At 64.3% G+C, this 20360-nt stretch carries 16 protein-coding genes and 2 pseudogenes; 11 read left to right on the top strand and 7 right to left on the bottom strand.

Going from position 1 to position 20360, the window contains the following annotated elements; genetic code table 11:
* Positions 1 to 9: 9 nt before the first annotated feature.
* The 7 genes and pseudogenes from ABH935_RS31820 to dapF all read left to right on the top strand — a co-directional run bounded on the left by ABH935_RS31820 (position 10) and on the right by dapF (position 9257).
* Positions 10 to 903 carry an acetaldehyde dehydrogenase (acetylating) gene (locus tag ABH935_RS31820; RefSeq protein WP_370381648.1) on the top strand — a complete coding sequence of 298 codons (894 nt, stop codon included), beginning with the start codon at positions 10 to 12 and terminating at the stop codon, positions 901 to 903.
* Positions 900 to 1997 carry a 4-hydroxy-2-oxovalerate aldolase gene (gene dmpG, locus ABH935_RS31815; protein ID WP_370381647.1) on the top strand — a complete coding sequence of 366 codons (1098 nt, stop codon included), beginning with the start codon at positions 900 to 902 and terminating at the stop codon, positions 1995 to 1997. The genes ABH935_RS31820 and dmpG overlap by 4 nt, the downstream gene beginning before the upstream one ends.
* Before the next feature lie 274 nt (positions 1998 to 2271).
* Positions 2272 to 3429, top strand: coding sequence for a PLP-dependent transferase (locus ABH935_RS31810; RefSeq protein WP_370381646.1), 1158 nt, complete (start codon positions 2272 to 2274; stop codon positions 3427 to 3429).
* 76 nt (positions 3430 to 3505) lie between these two features.
* Positions 3506 to 6550: an amino acid adenylation domain-containing protein gene (locus tag ABH935_RS31805; protein ID WP_370381645.1), complete on the top strand. Its 3045-nt coding sequence runs from the start codon at positions 3506 to 3508 to the stop codon at positions 6548 to 6550.
* 79 nt (positions 6551 to 6629) lie between these two features.
* A pseudogene (locus ABH935_RS31800) lies at positions 6630 to 7617 on the top strand (aldo/keto reductase).
* Positions 7618 to 7660: 43 nt separating this feature from the next.
* Entirely contained in the window at positions 7661 to 8380 is a 720-nt protein-coding gene (locus ABH935_RS31795) for a sulfotransferase family protein (protein WP_370381644.1), read from the top strand.
* Positions 8370 to 9257 (top strand): diaminopimelate epimerase, encoded by an 888-nt coding sequence (dapF, locus tag ABH935_RS31790; RefSeq protein ID WP_370381643.1) that lies wholly within the window; start codon positions 8370 to 8372, stop codon positions 9255 to 9257. Before ABH935_RS31795 ends, dapF begins: the two co-directional genes overlap by 11 nt.
* Here the strand turns inward: dapF and cysC are convergent.
* The 6 genes and pseudogenes from cysC to ABH935_RS31760 all read right to left on the bottom strand — a co-directional run bounded on the left by cysC (position 9254) and on the right by ABH935_RS31760 (position 15316).
* Positions 9254 to 9826 carry an adenylyl-sulfate kinase gene (cysC, locus tag ABH935_RS31785; protein ID WP_370381642.1) on the bottom strand — a complete coding sequence of 191 codons (573 nt, stop codon included), beginning with the start codon at positions 9824 to 9826 and terminating at the stop codon, positions 9254 to 9256. The genes dapF and cysC overlap by 4 nt on opposite strands.
* A gap of 207 nt (positions 9827 to 10033) precedes the next feature.
* Positions 10034 to 11341, bottom strand: a complete 1308-nt coding sequence (locus ABH935_RS31780) for an MAB_1171c family putative transporter (protein WP_370381641.1) — start codon at positions 11339 to 11341, stop codon at positions 10034 to 10036.
* 100 nt (positions 11342 to 11441) lie between these two features.
* Positions 11442 to 11684: a hypothetical protein gene (locus ABH935_RS31775; protein WP_370381640.1), complete on the bottom strand. Its 243-nt coding sequence runs from the start codon at positions 11682 to 11684 to the stop codon at positions 11442 to 11444.
* Positions 11685 to 11935: 251 nt separating this feature from the next.
* Positions 11936 to 12409 (bottom strand): hypothetical protein, encoded by a 474-nt coding sequence (locus ABH935_RS31770; protein ID WP_370381639.1) that lies wholly within the window; start codon positions 12407 to 12409, stop codon positions 11936 to 11938.
* Between the two features lie 507 nt (positions 12410 to 12916).
* Complete coding sequence (locus ABH935_RS31765; RefSeq protein WP_370381638.1) at positions 12917 to 14137, bottom strand: IS701 family transposase; 1221 nt, start codon at positions 14135 to 14137, stop codon at positions 12917 to 12919.
* A gap of 157 nt (positions 14138 to 14294) precedes the next feature.
* Positions 14295 to 15316, bottom strand: a pseudogene (locus tag ABH935_RS31760) (IS5 family transposase).
* A gap of 527 nt (positions 15317 to 15843) precedes the next feature.
* On the opposite strand from ABH935_RS31760, the gene ABH935_RS31755 reads away from it, so the two are divergent.
* From ABH935_RS31755 to ABH935_RS31740, 4 genes are all read left to right on the top strand, one after another.
* Positions 15844 to 16383 carry a winged helix-turn-helix domain-containing protein gene (locus ABH935_RS31755; protein ID WP_370381637.1) on the top strand — a complete coding sequence of 180 codons (540 nt, stop codon included), beginning with the start codon at positions 15844 to 15846 and terminating at the stop codon, positions 16381 to 16383.
* Positions 16293 to 16910 (top strand): transposase, encoded by a 618-nt coding sequence (locus ABH935_RS31750; RefSeq protein ID WP_370381636.1) that lies wholly within the window; start codon positions 16293 to 16295, stop codon positions 16908 to 16910. Before ABH935_RS31755 ends, ABH935_RS31750 begins: the two co-directional genes overlap by 91 nt.
* A 377-nt stretch (positions 16911 to 17287) precedes the next feature.
* The gene (locus tag ABH935_RS31745; RefSeq protein WP_370381635.1) at positions 17288 to 18043 is read left to right on the top strand and encodes a hypothetical protein; all 756 of its coding nucleotides are present in this window, start codon (positions 17288 to 17290) and stop codon (positions 18041 to 18043) included.
* Between the two features lie 234 nt (positions 18044 to 18277).
* Positions 18278 to 18448, top strand: a complete 171-nt coding sequence (locus tag ABH935_RS31740; RefSeq protein WP_370381634.1) for a hypothetical protein — start codon at positions 18278 to 18280, stop codon at positions 18446 to 18448.
* A 412-nt stretch (positions 18449 to 18860) separates the two neighbouring features.
* On the opposite strand, the gene ABH935_RS31735 is transcribed toward ABH935_RS31740, so the two are convergent.
* Positions 18861 to 19109 carry a hypothetical protein gene (locus ABH935_RS31735; RefSeq protein WP_370381633.1) on the bottom strand — a complete coding sequence of 83 codons (249 nt, stop codon included), beginning with the start codon at positions 19107 to 19109 and terminating at the stop codon, positions 18861 to 18863.
* Between the last annotated feature and the right edge of the window lie 1251 nt (positions 19110 to 20360).

Raw genomic sequence — 20360 nt, 5'->3', positions numbered from 1 at the left:
GGAAGTCGCATGCATGATCGACCGGACTCATCCCCGAAGACCCTGCGCGCCGCGATCATCGGTACGGGCAACATCGGGACAGATCTTCTGCTCAAACTGATCGCATCGCCGATGCTGGAGTGCACGCTGTTCGCTGGCCGTAGAGCCGACTCCCCAGGGATGTCTCTCGCGGCACAGCGCGGAGTGACGGTGAGCGACCGGGGACTCGACGCCGTGATCGAGGCGGCGGCCGACGTGGACGTCGTTTTCGACGCGACCTCGGCCACCCAAGCCGCACATCACTGGTCCGTGCTTAAGCCTCTGGGCATGTCCTTCATCGACCTGACTCCCGCCAACATGGGAAGTCTGTGCGTGCCAGCGCTCAATCTCGAGGAATGCCTCGACGAACAGTACGTCGGCATGGTCTCCTGCGGCGGCCAGGCGGCCGTGCCAATTGCGCACTGCATCAGCCGAACAGCGGGCGGACTCGACTACCTGGAGATTGTCTCCGCCAGTTCCTCGGCTAGCGTCGGGCCGGCGAGCCGGGCGAACATCGACGAGTACGTCGGTACCACGGAGCGGGCGACGTACAAGTTCTGCGATGTCGCGCAGACCAAGACGGTGCTGATCATCAACCCGGCCGAGCCCGGGATCGTCATGCGCAACTCCATCGCCGTCACCGCCTCCACCGAGGTCGACATGGCAGCGCTTCGCACATCGGTCGCGCTGATGGAAAGCGAGATTAGTGCCTACGTTCCCGGTTACCGGGTCGTCGTGCCGCCGGTGCGAACCGATGACCGGATCATGGTCACGGTAGAGGTCGAAGGCCGTGGGGATTGGCTTCCCCGGCATGCCGGAAACCTCGACATCATCACGTGCGCGGCGGTGGCCGTCGCCGAAGCCCGAGCGAATAGGAACCCATGACCGTGGCCCCGCGGCATAACCTCACCATCTGCGACACGACGCTCAGAGACGGCAATCACGCTGTGGCCCACCAGCTCGGCCGCGCGGACATCCAGGTGTACGCGCGAGCCGCGGAGCTCGCGGGCGTCGACGTTGTCGAAGTCGGACACGGCAACGGCATCGGTGCTTCCTCGATCCAGGTCGGTCGTGCCGCGCTCAGCGATCTCGAGATGCTCAGGACGGCGAAGGCGGAACTGCGCGAGTCGAAACTGGGTGTGCTCTCCATGCCCGGCTTCGCGTCCATCGAGCGGGACCTCAAGCCGGCCCTCGACTGCGGAGTAGACGAAGTGCGCGTTGGTGCACACTGCACCGAGGCGGATGTCACGCGCCAGCAGATCACTGTGCTGCGGAACATGGGAGTGACGGCCAAAGGGCTGCTGCTGATGACGCACATGGTCTCGCCGGAGAAGCTGCTCGAACAGGCACGGCAAATGCAGGACTACGGTGCCTGCGCACTGATCCTCATGGATTCCGCTGGCGCCTACCGGCCCGCCGAAGTCGAAGTGAAGGTCGGCCTCCTGGTCGCCAACCTGGATATCGAGGTCGGCTTCCACGCACACAACAACCTCGGTCTGTCCGTGGCGAACGCACTAACGGCTCACAAGGTCGGCGCAACCATAGTGGACGTCACGGCAAGAGGTTTCGGTGCGGGTGCCGGGAACGCGCCGTTGGAGCTGGTGGCCGCGAACCTCCATCAGGAGGGCGTGGATACACGGCTGCGACTCTACGGCGCCCTCGATGCCGCGGACGTGGCCGCCCGGCAATTCGTCCTGCACGTCCCCGGCAACGACAGCGTGACGATAGCGAGCGGAATCGCTGGCGTCTTCTCCGGTTTCGCGGGGCCTGTGCGCAGGGCCGCTGACCAGTTCCGGGTGGACCCGCGGGACATCCTTCTGGAGCTTGGGCGCCGGGGTGTGGTGGCTGGCCAGGAAGACACCATCGTTGAGGTCGCGATGTCGCTTGCCGACAGGTGGAATAAGACCCACCGCACCGAACCGGAAGCCGAGGGACTGATGACCGCTGAGAGGGCGAGGCCGCCTGCCTGGACGATGTGAGACCGTCATCGGCTAGAGGCTTCCAGGCCGAGGATCTGTCGGCGGATCACTGGTAGAGCGGCAGACCGCACGCGCTGTCACGGTGAGGTTGTGGGGCGGGAACTGAGCCCTGATACCTATCAGCACCCTGAATGTCGATGGACTGGTACCGTCCGGCATGCGCGCGAGGGTAAGGAATGGCCTCCCCGGATATGGGTGCACCTGATGCGCGCGGCTATATCAGGCATATTTATTCATCGGTTTGTTGATGCCGGGGTCCAGAGGGGTGATGCGGGTGACGCGAAAGCGAGCCTCAGAGGTCTATACCAACAGTATAGCCGCGCCTGTTTATCAGAGCGCTTCTTACTATTTCGATGATGCCGCTCATGTCAAGGCGGGCCTTCATGAACGGTCGGCCCCGGCGGGTCGCTACGGGCGTTACAGTAATCCCACCTGGGTCGCGGTTGAGGAGCTGCTCAGCGAATTGACCGAGGCCGAGTCCTCCTTGCTGTTCTCCTCGGGAATGGCCGCGCACGTCACCACGTTCTTGGCCTTTCTGCAAGCCGGTGACGAGGTCGTACTGCCGGCCGAGTCCTACCGGCAGGTGCGCAATGTGTTCCATCGCATCCTGCCCAAGTTCGGCGTGGTGGTGCATGAGATTTCTATCAGTGACCCCAGGGCGTTCCTCGATCGGCTCGGCGAGCTCGCCGAGCGGGTCAAACTGGTCCACCTGGAGATGCCTTCCTCCCCGCACATGTTCCTGATCGACATCAAGAAGGTGCGCGCGATCCTGGGGCCGGACGTCCTGGTCACCCTGGACAGCTCCTTCTCCCCACCACCCAACTTCTATGCGCTCCGCTGGGGCGTCGACCTTGTGCTCTTCAGCGCGACCAAATATCTGAGCGGACACGGCGACATCGTCGCGGGCGTGGTGTCCGGTCGAGCCGACCTGGTGGAACAGATCCGCTGGTACCGGGACACCACAGGCCCGGTCGTCGACGGGCACACGGCCGCTCTGCTGCAGCGCAGCCTCTACACGTTGCCGTTGCGCATGGAGCGGGTCAATTCGTACGGTATGGAGGCCGCCTGCTACCTCGATGCGCACCCGGGGGTCAGCCGGGTCTACTACACGGGACTGCCCAGCCATCAGCACTACAAGCTGGGCATGGAGTACCTGGCGGGACACGGCGGTGTAGTCACCTTCGAGCTCGGGTTGAACGAGGCGGACACTGCGAAGGTCATTGACCGGCTCAGGCTGCCGTTCATGGCGTCCAACTTCGGTGCGCCGCAGACACTGGTCGAGCAGAGCACCTTCTTCACGTACTTCGAGTACGACGACGCCGGACTGCAGAGCATTGGTGTCGACCGAAGTACTGTGCGCTTGGCACTGGGATACGCAGACGACATCGTTCGAATCATCGAAGATCTCGATCGCTCGCTACCTGGAGGGTGAGAGGCCGGCCCGGGAATACCCGGGCTCGGCTCGAGCACCGAAATTTGCCGGACATCCGATGAATCTGGAGCGATCTATGTCAGCCCTCTCCCACAGTGGTCGTTCGGTCGACTACGGGCCATTCCGCGCGGTTCCGGCGCTGATCGAGGGGCAGGCGGATCTGGCCCCGGAACGACCTGCCGTGTCCCATGACGGAAGAACCCTGAGCTATGGCATGCTCGACCAGCTCGCCAACGGCCTCGCGGCAGAACTCGCACAGCGCGGCGTCGGCAGGGGCGACACCGTGCCGGTACTGCTCATCAACAGCCTTGAGCTGCCGGTCTCCTATTTTGCGCTGATGAAGCTCGGCGCTGTTTTCGTGCCGCTCGACCCGGCGTGGCCGGAGGCACAGGTGCGGACGATCCTAGAAACGCTGGGCCCGAAAGCGGTGTTGTGCGCGAGCGCGAGACATGTGCCGGGCGACGACCATCGCCTCGCCGTGGTGGTGAACGTTGACAGGATCGTGCCGACCGGAGTCCGCCCCGGTGTTGAGCTGCTACCAGGGGAGCCAGTCTACGGGTTCTTCACCTCTGGGACGACCGGCAGGCCCAAGTGCGCGATGAACCTGCACGGCGGTCTGGCGAACCGGTTCGAGTTCATGACCCGGTATTTCGAGGCGACCGGAGAAGAGGTGGTGCTTCAGAACAGCAAGCACACCTTCGACTCCTCGGTGTGGCAGCTGTTGTGGCCGCTGACGACGGGTTCGCGCACGATACTCCCCATCCAGCAACGGTTCCTCGACCTGATCCAGACGGTAAATACCATCGAGGCTCACGGAATCACCGCCTGTGATTTCGTCTCCAGTATCTTCAACACCCTGGTGACACTCGTCGACAACGATCCCGCGGCGGTGACCAAGCTGCGCTCGCTGCGTTGGCTCGTCGTCGGCAGCGAGCCGGTCAATCCGGCCATGGTCCGCCGGCTGACCTCGCTGTTGCCGGGGCTCAAGGTGACCAACGGGTACGGTCCGACCGAGACGTCGATCGGAATGGCCTTCCATCCGATGTCCGAGTCCGACGGCGATAGCGTGCCGGTCGGGCGGCCGATCGACAACTGCTACGCGGTGATCGTGGACGAGGGACTCCGGCCGGTGCCACAGGGCGACATCGGCGAAATCGCGGTCGGTGGAGCGTGTATGGGCGCCGGCTACTTCGGCGCGCCTTCGGTGACTGCGTCGGTGTTCGTGCCGAACCCGTTCACCGCGTGGATCCCCGGCGACCGGCTCTATCTGACCGGCGACCTCGGTCGGCTCGACGAGCAGGGCCGGCTGTTCCTGTCTGGGCGGAAGGACTTCCAAGTCAAGATCGGCGGGGTACGGATCGAGCCGGGCGAGATCGAGCAGGTCGCCGAGCGCTGCCGCGGAGTGCGCCAGGCCCAGGTGTTGGTCGCTGGCCGGGACAACGCGAAGTCCCTGGCTTTGTTCGCAGTATGTGACCCCGAGGTGACCGAGGAGACGGTCCGTGCGTGGCTGCGTTCCGCGCTGCCACATACCAGCCTGCCGCGCCATGTTCTGCTGCTTCCGGCGATGCCGTTGAGTGACAACGGCAAGGCCGACCGCACCGAGCTGCAGCATCTGCTGGAACGCCGACTGGCGGCGGACGCGGTGCGGCTGTCGCAGGGCGTGGCGCCGCCCGGCCTGGAGGGCTTGGTGCTGTGGGTGATGCGGGCGGCGCTCGAGCGCCCCGACTTCGGCCCGGACGAACACTTCATGGACGCCGGTGGCGACTCGCTCAAGGCGCTGGTCGTGATCAATTCGGTACGTGCCGAGATGGATCTTCCCCAGCTGTGCGTCCAGGACTTGTTCGACCAGCCGACGGCGGCGCGCCTGGCCATGCTGATCGAGAACTACCGGTCCGACCGCGCCGTGAACCTGTCCGAAGTCGAACTGATGGAGCAGGACGCCGCGCTCGCGCCGCTGGAGGTGCCCCGGTACCCGGACCAGGCTGCAGACCTGCGCACAGTGCTGGTCACCGGTGCGACCGGATTCGTCGGTAGCCGCGTCGTCCACGAACTGTTGCGCACCACCGACCTGCGAGTCATCGCCCTGGTGCGGGCCGGAGACGACGAGCGGGCGCGCGGCCGGGTGGTGACGGCGTTGGCGGAACGGGACCTATGGGATCCGCAGTTCGCTGATCGGCTCGAGGGTTGCGCCGGGGACCTAAGCCTGCCCTCTCTCGGCCTACCTACCGCTACCTGGGGTAGGCTTGCCGGGACTGCAGACCTGGTACTCAATTGCGGGGCGATGGTCAACTTCCTGTTCGATTACCGCGCTCATCGGCGAGCCAACGTGCTCGGCGTTCATGAGCTGCTGCGACTGGCGGCCGAATCCCGGCCGGTACCCGTACATCAGGTCTCGACGACGGCCGCGTTGCAGAGCTCGACGGACATAATCGGGCCGGGCCTGGCGGAGGACTGCGATGTGGAGGCGGTCGACGCCCCGCCCGGCGGGTACAACCGGTCGAAGTGGGTCGCCGAGCGCTATCTCGACAGGGCTAGGCGTCGTGGTGCGGCGGTGACGCTGCTGCGGCTCGGTGAAGTGATGCCGAGCACGGACACCGGCATGCCCAATCCGGTCGCGCTCACGCACCTGCTGCTGTCCTCGTTCGTCCGGCTCGGTGTCCGGCCGCGGGCCGAGATCCGCTCGGACTTCACCCCCGTCGACTACGCCGCCAAGCGTATTGTCGCCGCGGTCCTCGACCGTGAGATCTGGGGCTCGACCCTGAACATCCTCCACCCGGGCAGCCGGAATTTCGCCTGCCTGCTCGACGACACGGACGAAGCACCCCGGGAGATCTCCTGCCGGGATTATCTGGCGAGTGTGGACCTTGCAGCAGCGCAGAGCGGAGAGCGCGAGCTCGTCGCGCTCTCCGCTCTGCTGCCGGATCCGTCAGCGGACGACGAAGCCGGCCTGCGGCGCGGCCTGGACCACCTGCTGACCGACAACGCCGCGCTCTACCGCAGGGACAATTGCCAGGCAGCCGAACAGCGCTGGCGCCTTGACGAGCCGGTGCTGGACGATGCGATTGCCGCCTACGCGAAACACCTCGTCGACCATTACCGCATGCCCGGACGCCCTCGGTAGCGCGTGCCGCGTAGGCCGCCCGCCGGCAGCCCCCTCATTCAGCTGCTGCTCGACGATCGACTGAAGGATTCAACCACTCATGCAGTACCGTAAAATGGGCCGACTGGGCTGGCAGATCAGCGAGATCGCCTACGGCATGTGGGGCATCGCCGGCGGTTCCGGGGGGTTTGCTGCCGGTGCCGATTACGAGGAGGCGCCGCATTGTCTGGACGAAGCCGTCCGGCTGGGTTGCACCTTCTTCGACACCGCCTCGTCCTACGGCCGGGGTGTGAGCGAGTTGATGCTCGGGGCCCTACTGCGTCGCCACCGAGACCGCAAGGTCTATGTTGCCACCAAGATCCCGCCGAGGAATCGAGAGTGGCCGCCCGGTCCGGACGACTCGCTCGACGACGTCTTCCCCCACGGACCACATTCGGGACTATACCCGCCGCAGCCTCGACAACCTCGGTGTGGACCGTATCGACCTGCTCCAGTTCCATGTGTGGGAGGACCGCTGGGCGACGGATACGCGGTGGCAGGAGGCTGTGGCAGGGCTCAAGCACGAGGGCCTGATCGAGGGCTTCGGAATCAGCGTGAACCGATGGGAGCCGGAGAACTGCCTCGCAGCGATCGACACCGGGCTGGTGGACGTGATCCAGGTCATCTACAACATCTTCGACCAGGCGCCGGAGGACGAGCTGTTCGATCGCGCCCAGCACGCGGGGGTGGGCATCATCGCTCGTGTCCCGTTCGACGAGGGCACGCTGACCGGGACGCTCACAGCGAAGAGCAACTGGCCCGTCGAGGACTGGCGAGCCACGTACTTCGGTCCGGAGAACCTGGGCCCGAGCGTGGAGCGGGCCGAGCGACTCAAGGCGGCTGTGCCACCGGAGGCATCGCTGCCCGAGCTCTCGCTGCGTTTTATCCTCCATCACCCGGCAGTCAGCACGGTCATCCCGGGCATGCGCACACTGAAGCACGTGCGCACGAACCTGGCGGTCAGCGACCTGCCGCCACTGAGCGAGGAGGAGATCGCATCACTGCGGGCGCACCGCTGGGATCGCAAGCCGACGGCCTGGTCGGGATGACGGAGTATCGGCGGAGCCGAAACAGCGGCGGAAGGGGGCCGGCATGGCTGTGATTGCGATGTGGGCGCACTCGCGTTCCACCTCAACAGCGTTTCTGCGCATGATGATAGAGCGCGGCGATGTGGTCGTTGTCCACGAGCCATGGCTTGAGTTCACAGACACAGGGCGGGTCGAACTGCCGGGAGCGGACGGCCGACAAGCTGTCGCCACCTCCGATCAGGAATTGATCGACCACTTGACGGCGCTCGGCGCCAATAGCACGGTCTTCGTCAAAGAGGTACTCGACCACCGCTATCCCGGGGTCTTCGAGAACCCGGCGCGGCTCGCACCGTTCGTCCACGTCTTCATCGCTCGCGAACCACGGCAGACGATCGCTTCACACTATGCCATGAAGCCCACGGTGACCAGACCCGAGATCGGCTTCGAGAGACTGTACGAGTTGTTCGAGCTTCTGCGGGGGGTTTGCGACCGGCAACCCCTGGTACTTCGGTCTGAGCGGTTACTTACCGACACCGAGACGGCAGTGCGGACCTTCTGCCGTTACACCGGGTTGCCGTACCTGCCGCGTGCGATGTCCTGGCAGCCGCAGGAGCGCGCGGAGTGGCAGCGGCACCGTGCCTGGCACATCGACGCCATCAACAGCAGCGGATTCGCGGACCGGGGTAACGACTACGAGGTCACGGTGGACAACAGCCCGCTGCTGAAGGACTTCTACGACCACCATCGGCCGTTCTACGAGAAGCTCGTCGAGCATGCCGACTAAGGAGCCGAACGAGGTCGGCCGTGAACCGACGCGGTCCGTGACCTTTGCCAAACTCGTTGCCGCCGGCAACGACTTCATCCTGCTGGACGCGGACCGGCATACTCCGCCGCGGGAGCTGTCGGCGTTCGCTGTGTGGGCATGTCGCAGGGAGTACGGCATCGGTGCTGACGGCGTACTGGTGATACGGCGTCATACACCTGACCACATCCTGCTAACTGTCGTGAACCCAGACGGGTCGGTGGCGAAGATGTGTGGAAACGGCGCGCGATGCGCTGCATTCCATGTCCTGCAATCAGGGGCTTCGACACAGCTCACCGTGGAACTCCGGGGCCGAGAACGCACGCATGTCCTGAAGGCACGCCGGGCTTCTGGCGACATGGTGGAGGTGACCTCTCCGCAGCCGACGGCGTTGGAAGGACCGTTTTCGCTCTACGGATTCGATTTCTACCGGATAGACACCGGTACGGAGTATGCAGTGACCTTCGTCGAGGACGTGAACGAGCTCGACGTCACCGCCCTCGGCCGCGCGGTCCGAAACCACCCCTGCTTCGCACCCGGCGGTACGAGCGTCGCGTTCGCCGAGTGGCAGAGCGAAGAGCTCAAAGTACGGACATATGAGCGCGGCAACGAAGCAGAGACGCTTTCATGTGGCAGCGCCGCGGTCGCATGCGCCATGACGGCACGCCATTTGGGTTTGACTGTTCATGACCCGATACGCGTGCACAATCGGTCAGACACTCCGCTTGCAGTTCGGATCACGGGAGTCGGGCCGGGGTTCACAGAACTCGTCCTGGCTGGACCGGCGCAGCAGGTCTTCACCGGGAACGTGACGTGGCCGAAAGAACCGGGCATCATGCCGACGCGTCGAGCCTGCTAGACGACACCCCGCTGTACGAGGAAGGTGTGCACAGCATCGACGGACTCCGACACGGATTGTCGGTGCGTCGGCACGCTCAGGTCGGGCGCCACGGGAATCTCGTAAGGATCGCCGACGCCGGTGAGATTGCTGATGACGCCGGCGGCCTGCTTCGCGTACAGGCCTTTCACGTCGCGGCCGGCGCAGACCTCGACCGGAGCCGCAACGTGGACCTCAAAGTACAAGGTGCCCTGCTCGGCGTGGCGAGCCCTAACCGCGGCGCGCGTAGCGGCGTAGGGGGCGATGGCCGGTACCAGTACCTTGACGCCGTGTTGGGCGAGTAGCTGCGCCACGTAGCCGATCCGACGGACGTTGGTATCGCGGTCTTCCTTGGAGAAGCCCAGATCCGGCGACAGATGGGTGCGCAGTTCGTCGCCGTCAAGTACTTGAGAGCGGTGCCCGTTGGCGGCGATACGGGCGGCCAGTTCGTTTGCGAGTGTGGTCTTTCCTGAGCTGGGCAGGCCGGTCAGCCATATGGTGACCCCCCTGACCGCCGCCGGACAGTGATTATGTACGGTCGGGTTCGGCATAGTCCTCAATAATAGGTTCTCTGCGTGATCAACGTGCCTCGAGTGACGCTAGGAAGCCCTGACTTATGCCAGTACGATCGCAGTCGGCGACGGACCACGCCGTGATGCCGCCTACGAGGACTACGAACATGATCGAAATCGCGTTGCGTTGCTCGCGCCGTCCGACATGAATGTCAGAGAGATTGTCGGCAGCAATCCCAAACACGATCACCGTAATCGGCGCAAGGGAAGTGGTGACCACCGGTATAATCCCATGCCAAGCCACATAGGCTCGAATTGTGACGCAGGCGGTGATGCCGAGGATGACAACCTACGGGGCGAGGACATCGGTAATGATCTTGGTCGGGCGAGGATTCTCCGCGTTACCCTAGCGGTTGGTCGCACGGCCGTGTTCCTAGGCAGGCGGTTGGCGACGGCGAGCATCCAAGGCAGTCCTCTACTCTGCCCGGCGAGGGTGGTGGTGTCTTCGGGAGGCGGGCTTCCGGCCGCTGCGGACTGGACGGCGTCACTAATGATCATGGCATCGACGGTGTCAGGCGACGGGCGCCACAACACGCCGAATCGTCGGCGCCCGGCAGATTGGGCAACAGAAGGGTCGAAGCGCGTCGCCAGGGCCGCCAGGCTGTCGGAAATCTCGGTCATCCGACGACCGAGGAGGAACGCCGGCTGTTTCTGAGCCTCAGCATCGACGTGCAAGATCGCGCCTGAGTGGACCGACGTAACCAACATCCATAGCGGCTCGATGGCCTTAGTGCTCTGCGCGATGCGACGCAGTCGGCGCCGTTTGGACCACCGCCCACCGATCGGCGGCATAAGACTCGCGACGGTGGGGGCGGAGGCATAGGCGAACGTGAATGCGGCAACCATTCGCGCCTCAAAAGCCACGCTCAGTTTGGCCCCGAACGCGATCTGGGGCAGGTAGACGCCCTTGTATGCGAAGTAGCCGTAGCCCATGAGAGTTCCGGCCGACATCCAGTGTATGCTGCGGCGGGTCCAGCGATCGGGCGTGACCGATGCGAACTGGTATGTTCGGCGAACTATGTCGATCAGGCTCCAAGCCCCGTAGGACAGGAACACGGCCATGTACCAGTACAGCAGCCGGTGATCGTCACGCTGCACCATGTTCAAATTTCGGCGCAGACCCGGCGAGGCGGAGTACAGGTTCACCATCGCCGCAATGCTCGCCCCAAATATCCAAAGCCTCCGGCGCGAGCGAGACTTGGCTTGTGTCGGGTCGTCGACATTGACTAGGTAGATCACCAGACGTTGGAATCCGAAGCCGGACAGAAGTGCGAAGCAGTGCCCGAAGAGATAGCTACTATTTGCGGCCCCGAACAGAGCGTACCTGTCGACTAGGCGTTGCAACGGTTTGATGAATATGGTGAAAGCGACGGCCAAGGATCCGATTGCTAACAGCGCCGACTGCTTGGCGGCATCCGTGCGGTGTGCTGCCCAGCGCCGCAGCAGATTGGCGGTCGCGAACCACAAGACGGCTACAACGACATCTTCCAGCATTTTCGAACCCCCGACCTCGAGCCCCCATGACGACGCCATAGCGGCGATTCGCCGAGTAGTATCGCGTGGTTTCTATTGCGAAACAAGAAGGGTTGCCACGTCAGAACGTGTTCTGCCGTCGTTGCGCGCATACGTTTTCCTCTGTCTCCAAAATTAAAGCATTCGCATAGGAAGAAGACATCTCTCTGAGATACTCCGCCTCAGGATCGAATGCCCCCAAAGAAAGCTGATCGCGACGGAAGACAGCCAGCACCACGCCTGGATCCAAGTCCGCGAACCTGCTCAGCAGCGCCTCCATTTCCGCCTGGCTCGGATCCAGGTTGCCGAAGGCGAGGTGGGCCAACTCGTGGAGTACGTTGTGCAACTGGACCTGCCCGTCTGGGTGCTTGACGACTCCACAATGCGCCAGTGGTAGGCCTTTTGTTGGACAGTGTCGCAAGGCCCGGCAGGACTGAACTCCACTTCGAAAAGCTCGATCGGTGGACCCGGATAGAGTTTGCTCATCCGGTCGCACAGCGCCTGTAAGTCATACATCTACGGTATTCCATGCACGCGGGCTAGGTGCTCGTAGTCGTCGGCCATGCCCAACCTACATCAGTCTTCGGCGTGGGATGTTTCGCCCTCAGCGAGGGTCAAGGCGGCCATGACGAGGGCCTGGCGTTCAGGCGACAGGTTCGACATTCGGTGCGCCACGGCCACAACATTCGCGTCCTGCTTCAAGGCTGACAGCTCTTCGAGCTGCTTCTCGATCCGCAAAGCGTCGGGCCCGTCGGCGAAGAAGGAAATTGGAGTACCGAATTCCTCGGCGAACACGACCAAGTTTTGAAAGAGCGTATCCGGCCACTTGCCGTTGCGCTGGCGGCGAAGTTGCCACGACCACTGCTTGGTGACGCTCAGCAGCTCAGGCAGCCGTCCCTCCCGGTACATAAGCTCTGCTCTGGCGTTCATGCGTTTCGCGATCTCATCATTCGACGGTGGCTGCTGGCCAACGGGCGTGGTCGCCTGGAGCACAAGCTCGATTTTTTCGGCAAGACCGCGCCGGGGCGGTCGCTCATCCGAACTCGACATTGAACCCTCCGGGGACACGTTGCGATCGGTGACCCTTCATTATCAGGACACGAAGAGGTCTGACAAGCCGCGAGCCAGAGAACACGGACTCAACATCAGCTTCAGATGACAACAGTGTCGCGCCTTAAGCTTCTGCCGACAAGCTCCCCCTGATGGGAGGTGCGTTCATGCAGCAACCCACATCCCGCCAGGAGGCTTGCCGCAGGTGAGGCAACGCTCAACCAAGTCGGCCCAGTGTATTTGGTTTCACCTGCTTGACCAGTGCGGGGGAGAGTATGTCACGCGCCTTGCTGTCTGCCGACGATGGCAGGAGCCTAGTACTCCAGCAGCGGTTTGGTGTTTGTGCTGGTCATCAGCCTCGTCCTGATTGTAGGGCGGGGTCGTGATCGTTGGGGCTGGTTCGGGCGCGGCGCTGGTAGTGGCAGCGGCGGGCGACGGCCTGCCGCTGCCGGCGCCAGGTCGACCAGGCCAGGACTGCGAGGATGGTGCGTGGGATCGGCGGCGAGGTCAGAGCCGCCAGGAGTCGCCGGATCTCTGCCACTGACAGCGGTATAACAGCGGGTTGACGTTCGGGTTCGCCCCTTTTTCGACGGCGTCGGCGGCCTGGGCCGCCAGGAACGCGTGCGCGGCCATGGCCAAGGTGATGTGCCGATACCAGCCGGTCCAGCGCCGCACCTCGTACGGGTCCAGGCCGCATTCGTTCTTTGCCGCACCGAAGCATTCCTCGATCGCCCAGCGCATCCCCGCGACTCGGGCCAGGTCGTCGATGGTGGTGCCGGCCGGGCCGTAGGCCATGTAGTAGGCGATCTCGCCGGTGGCCAGGCTGCGGCGGGCCAGGATCCAGCGTTCGAAGGCGGGGCCGCCGTCGTCGAGATCGTCGAAGTCCGGGACGTAGGGCAGCAGGCCCACGACCCAGTCGTAGATCCGGGGGCCCTCGGCGCCGTCACCGGCGGAGATCCGCTCCCAGGCCTCGTCCGGCGCGGTGCCGATGACCTGGTCGATCCGCCAGATCCCACGGTCGGTGCGGACCTGTTGCGACTTCGGCACGGCCAGCACGTAGCCGACCCCTGCGGACTCGCACATCCGCCGGAACTTGAACTCCTGACCGTAGGCCTCGTCGGCCGCGACCCAGGCGGCCGGCAGCCCGGCGTCCAACAGCCGGGCGACCATCGCGCGGGCGATCTGCGGCTTAGTCACGAACTCCCGACCCGGCGGAATCCGCGCAGCGGCACACCGCTGGGGGTCTTCGGTCCAGGACTTGGGCAGGTAGAGATCCCGGTCGATCAGAGCCCGGCCGCGGGATGAGGCGTAGGCGGCGAACACGCCGATCTGGCAGTTGTCGACCTTCCCCGACGTGCCCGTGTACTGCCGGGAGACCCCGGCCGAGGTTACGCCCTTCTTGATGAACCCGGTGTCGTCGACGATCAGGACCCCGTCGGGCTCGCCGAGGCGTCCGGCCACGAAGTCTCGTACGTCATCGCGCACCGCGTCGGCGTCCCAGACGCAGCCGGCCAGCAGCCGTTGCAGCCCATCGGGTGTGGCGTGACCTGCATACTCGGCCAGCTGCCAGCTGTTCTTCCGGCTCACCGGGCCCAACAGGTCGCGGACGTAGTCCCGCATGCGTAGTCGAGGCTCACGCCGACGGAACCGTTCCCCCAGCCGCAACAGGAACGACTCCAGCTCGGCCTGCCACACCCCGACCTGCTCGATCTCCTCGGATATCGCCATGACCTGCACAACGACGGCTCAGAATACTGAGTTATTCCGAATCCGCGCCCGAACCAGCCCCAACGATCACGACCCCGCCCTACAATCAGGACGAGGCTGATGACCAGCACAAACACCAAACCGCTGCTGGAGTACTAGGGGCTGTTCGGGGTTCGGATCATGTGGTTGAGGTGAGGAGTTTCAGCCACATGATCGAGCCTTTGAGGTGGAGTCCGGCCGCGTGGCTCTCCGGGGCTTTGTCATAGCGGGTGGCCAGGCCCCGCCAGGTCTTGATCTTCTGGAAGCAGCGTTCGACGGTGTTGCGCTGCTTGTAGCGGTCCGCGTCGAAGTTGACTGGCCGGCCGCTGGCCGAGCCCCTCTTCTTCCGGTTGGCCTGCTGGTCGGTCTTTTCTGGGATGACCGCGGTGATCCGGCGTCGCCGCAGGTAGGCCCGGTTGGCTTTGGAGGAGTAGGCCTTGTCCGCGGCCACCGCGCCGGGGCGGGTGCGTGGGCGGCCGACCGGCCCGGGAACCCGGATCTTGTCCAGGACCGGGATGAACTGCCGGCAGTCAGCAGCCTGCCCTGGGGTCAGCACGAACGCCAGCGGCATCCCGGCCGCGTCAACCGCGGCATGGACCTTGCTGCTCAGCCCGCCTCGGGACCGGCCGAGCCCGGCTGCCGCAGCGCGGGCTTTGCGGCGCCGTCGTGTGGCGGCACGATCCGGACCCGGCGATGCGTCCTGTTCGTCCGCACCGGGCGTGGCCTGCGGCGCACCACCCGCCACACCGGCGGTTGATCGTCCAGCAGAGCCCCTTTTTCCTCGGTCAGAGCCTGCTCCAACGCATCCAACGTCTCCCCGGCGATCGCCAACCCGGCTGACTCGTGGTGAGCCCGGACGATCGTGGAGTCGACGCTGACCAACTCCAGCCCGACCAGTCCCCGAGATGCAGCCTCAGCGATCAGTGCGTCCATCAGGGCCTGGAACACCTCAGCTTTGGACCACGCGTTGAACCGGTCGTAGAGCGTTGACCAGGAACCGTAGCGCTCGGGCACGTCACGCCAGCCCGAGCCGGTGCGGAACCGCCACAGGATCCCGTTGAACTGCTCCCGCATCCGCCGCGGCAACGGCCCGGTGGCAGCCACCGGCAGATGAGGCTCGATCAAAGCCCACTCGGCATCCGTCACATCAAAGCGCGCCACATCCGAGTTCTACCAGCCACCACCAGCCCGCCACCGGGCCACACCGAGATCCGAACCCCGAACTGCTCCTAGTATGAATCGACCGGGTCGTTGAAGTGCGGGATCGAGACGGCATCGTTGTGGCTCGTACGGCCGACGGCCCTGTCACCTCGCGCGACGTGATCGGAACTCGTTTGCGGAGCCTCAGTTCCTCGGTTCCGATCTGACGGCCGCAGGGAACCCGGCCGGTGAACCGGCCCGTCACAACAATTGGCCGCACCTTGTGTCTGTCGTGGTCGAGGACATGAGGTCTACTGACGGTCAACCAGGTGTACGGGCCCGATCGTGTAGCTGCCCGGATCCGGAAGAGGGCTTTCCGGCCTCGACGTGCAGCCGGCTGTGAGTACGTCGCCCCGGCGCTCGTAGAACCTCGTTGCGCCCCTCAGGCTCGCAGTTCATAGGGCTCATCCGCTTTGTTTGTCGCTACTGACTTTGAATGCGTGATGTCGTGTACTGACAGGTCTTGATCCCTGCGGTACGTCGTAAGTGTGAGGTATCCGCAGGGTGGGGGCCTGACCGCCAAGCAGCGCGAGTTCCGCGAGCAGGTCCGGCTGTCCGCGATCGACTTCTTCGAGACCGGCGACGACAACAAGGCTGTGGCCAAGGCACTGCGGGTGTCGGTGCGGTCGATCGAGCGGTGGCGTGCGGCCTGGGAAGCCGACGGCGAGCAGGGCTTGCACTCCAAGGGGCCGGCGTCGCTGCCGAAGCTGAGTCCGGCACAGTTCCAGGTTTTGGAGGATGAGCTTCGCAAGGGCCCGGCCGTGCATGGCTGGGACGACCAGCGCTGGACGCTGGCCAGGATCAAGACGCTGATCGGTCGCCGGTTCCACAAGTCCTACACGATCCGCGGGGTGTGGGGGTTGATGCGCCGTAACGGCTGGTCCTGGCAAGCCCCGGCGCGTCGTGCCGTCGAGCGGGATGAGGCGGCGATCGAGTTGTGGAAGAAAGAGGTGTGGCCGGCCGTGGAAAGGCAGCCGCGGCTTCAGGAGCGTGGATTCTCTTCGAGGACGAGTCCGGATGCGTCCTGAGGCCGCCGCATGCCAAGACCTGGGGTAGGCGTGGGCAGACGCCGATCGTCACAGTCCGTGGGCGCGGCTCGGGCCGGGTCAACATTGCCGGCCTGACCTGTTACCGGCACGGACACCGCTCGCGGTTGTTCTTCCGGCTGCTGGTCTACCACGGTCGCAAGAACGAGAAGAAGGGCTTCGGCTGGAACGACTACCGTGACCTGCTGACTGCCGCGCACCAGCAGCTCGGCGCCTCGCTGATCGTCATCTGGGACAACGCGCGCGCCCACTGGATGCCCGGGATCACCGAATTCGCTGCCGAACACGACTGGTTGACTCTGGTGGCGCTGCCCAAGTACGCCCCGGAGATTAACCCCACCGAGGGCATCTGGTCGCTGATCAAGCGAGGCCCGCTGGCAAACCTGGTCCCGGTCGGCCTCGACGAGCTGGCCGGCACCGTGCGCTTCGCGCTCAAACGGATCCAGTACCGGCCCGAACTCGTTGACGGCTGTCTCGCCGAGACCGGCCTGGTCATCCACCCGCCCTGACCCGCGACGACATCACGCATTCAAAGTCAGTAGCGGTCGGGTCGCCGCGACCTCGCGGGGAAGCGTGCGGCGAGCTCCGCTGCCCTTCTGGCAGTTCCGGGGCGAACCGTGAAGAGGCTTGACAAACAGTAAGTCAGAACACATAGACTCGTATCAGCTTAAGATGACGGCTGTGTGGAGCCTTCATCTACTGCTGACGCACTGTCTCCTGGCGGGATGTGGGAAGGCGAATCGTCAACCCCATCCTGCCAGAAGGCGGCCGATCAACTGCAGCCAGTCAACCCATTGCACTCTTCATCGCAAGGTAGGCATAGCTGCGGTTGATCACTGCATTCACGGGAAGAGGGCAACATTATGTGTGAGCGTTGCATGGGCAGTTGGCCGGGAAGGTCGGTGGAGAGGTGATCGTGACATGGTCGAACCACTCCGGACGCCAGCGCGACAGCGGGGGGCAGATTAACCTCAAGGTCGGCGATGAGCTGAAGTTCGGGATATCAGAGCGCACTGGAAACTTTCAGCCAAATATCGAGACGGGCATCGGCATTCTCAAAGCCTCGAATCACCGTCCACTGATCTCCAATCTTACCGCCACTACCACCTATGCAGTTGAAAATCTTGAGGGCGGGGCAGAGTTGATCAAGGTTCGCCCCCGTCAGCTTGAGATGGCCATACCGTTCGAGATATCGCGTATCCTCATCCCCACAGGTAGCGGCATCGTTGAACTGATCGTCTACGCCTCGCCTCCACGCCTGCTCAGATTGGAACTGGCCACGAGCGCGCTTACCTCTTCGATCCACCTCGACAAGGCCAGTAAGTACTTCGCGGTCCTCGTCGCGCTGTGCGAGCCACGCCTGCGAGGGTCGTCCATGGCGGCGGTGCCCTCGGTCCGCGAGGTCGTCGCGAGACTGAAGAGGATCGACCAATTCAAGGACGCGAATCGCAGCAGCATCAACTATCACATCGACTACCTGGCAGTGCACAAGCTTCCGGTCAGGCAATGGTCGAAGTACATGGCCGGGGGCCGTATGCATTCGAAGCGTGAGGCTTTGGTTGCCTTTGCGCTCCGGTTCGACCTGGTGAGTGAGGAGCATCTCAGCCTGCTCCCCAGCGCCCGCCTTCTGACAAGCAGCTGACTCGGCTCGGACCGCCGCGCTGTGCATGTCGCCGGTTGGATGGCCCCGGCAGTAGACATGACGGGTCGGGTACCGCCGTCACGCCTGTGGCAGGCCGATGACGATGATCTCAGGGTTGCTTTGTGTATCCGCCGGTCGACCTTGAGACTTTTGTAGACGTAGCAATACAGCGGCCGTTTCACCGCGCGTGGGACTGACCCGTAGGCGACGATCGGGCATGAGGTTGTCCACGACGTGGCGGCCATTGTCCTGAGCTGGTCGCTGACGGTGTCGGCGATGACGCCGGCGGCCTTGACGACTTGGTCCGGAGTGGACCCCAACGCGACGCTGATCGAGGCCTGGTCCGGATCGACGTCGTGGGCCGTGTCGGTGACATCGGCGATCGCGATCTGGATCACCTGGTAGTCGAGGAGCAGCGCGTAGATCTCCTGGGCGATCCCCGCTGGAGTTCCGGCGCGCAGCACTCGTCGTGCGAGCATCGTCTTCTTGATCTCGGAGCAGGCAGATTCCACGTTGCGGCGCTCGTGATATAGCTTGACCCGTGCGAACGCCGGATGTCGGCCAGAGTCCAGCAGCGTGGGTCGCCAGCCGCTAGATCCTGGTCTGGCGTCCTTGGGAGGTGGCGATGGTGATTTCGCATTCGATGATCCGCACCGGCCCGCCGCCGAGCACCGATGGGGTACGAGCCGTCGGCGAGGCGGCACAGCACCGGCGGGCGGCGCAAGCCCGACAAGCGGCCCAGCACATCGGCGCCGGTGTCGGCGATCGCGGTGAAAAACGCGTTTGCCGGTAACCCCCGGTCCAGCAGCACGATCATTCAGGCCCGCAGTGACCGGGTCAGCCGTAGTCCGGCCACGCTCTCCCCGACGCTGGTCGGCCCGAACACCGCGCAGATCACGGCGCGGGTGCCGCAGGCCACCAACGTTATCAACCGAATCTGCGGATAGCCGGCGGCCTCGTGCTGATAGCCGTGCTTGCACAGCCGGTGGACGTTCGACACCGTGGCGGTCACGTCCAAGCTGGTGCCGTCGACCGCGGTCACCAGCAGGTCGAACAGCACCCGCAAGCGGACGGATCCGTAGCCGGGCCCTGGTCTGCCTCAGCCCCGAGCCGGTGACGGTCGCCACCGGCAGAGCAACCAGCCCGCCGGTGAGTTTGTGCCACACCCCCAGGTAACCGGTCTGCTCGAACGAGCCAGCCGCGAGCAGCAAGTAGACTTAGGGATCGGTACCTGCGCGCTTCCGATCTCGGTGAGGACCGCATCAACTATCCCGAACGGCATGATCTGTTCAACTCGTCCAGATACCCCGGCGAGAACGTGCCTTTGGCTACTTCGACCGTACCAGTGGTGACGGCCTGACCAGGCAGCGGAACAACAAAGGATCGACTCGTCTTGGCGGACGCGTCGTTCTACCGGAGCTCCGCTGTTCGCGTCCTGCGATCGATCGAGCCGATCAGGATCCTTGACACCGCACCCCCGCAACCTTCGCGGCCTTGTCCTAAAGACCGTGTTCGGAACGGCAGATCGGGTGGATTCGCGGCTCGTGGTCGCAGCCGAGAGGCGATTTTCAAGCGGGGAGGGCTGGTGGCGGAGCACCGATTCGGGCTCCGCAGCGGCCGGGGAAGTGGTCCGAGAGGGACCGACGACGCGACCCGATAGTGTCCGAAACGCGCTCCGGGCCTTCAGGGTACATCTGGTGCCACTGCGGGGCCCTGCCAGGTGTCGCTGGGTGCCTCCCAGGCACGATGGCTCACAGCTCTGTGGACCTATCGTGCTGTTCTCGCGCCAATAGTCCTGGCGGACATCACTCGGCCGCGATTTCCGCCCTTTTGGCTGCTCTCTGCTTCGCGGGTACTGAGATTCGCGTTGTGGGATCGTTGGGTTCGTCATGGGGTGGCGTCCACCCGCGTGGTGTAAGTAATCTTCGCCGCCGACGGGACCCAGGGCACAGCTGATCATGTGGTGATCTCTATCGATGTGAGGGATCGGGCTACCGGTGGCCGATGCCTCACGTCCATGACTCACATGCCCGATGCGGTAGCTGTGACCTGGTGCTTCACTGCTGAAGACTACTTACACCACGCCAGTAGACGTGACCCGTCATGGTGCCGCCAGCGGTCGTCGTGGGCCGAGTCAGGGTCGCGAGCCATGGCGGCTTTTGTCGTCGGTATCCGCACACACGCGGCTCATCAAGATATCTCATTGGCGGATCGAGGCTGAGTGCGTACAGACCCTAGGCGCATGAGCCGTGAATGACTCGGCGGCAGCTCGCCGATCAGCTTAGCGGAAAATGCAGAAGACCTGAGGCAGCACGGG

Origin of the sequence: Catenulispora sp. GAS73, from assembly GCF_041262085.1 — a bacterium.
GTDB lineage: Bacteria > Actinomycetota > Actinomycetes > Streptomycetales > Catenulisporaceae > Catenulispora.
The sequence above is the reverse complement of the archived record's forward strand: the minus strand, read 5'-3'. Positions and strand labels throughout refer to the sequence as shown.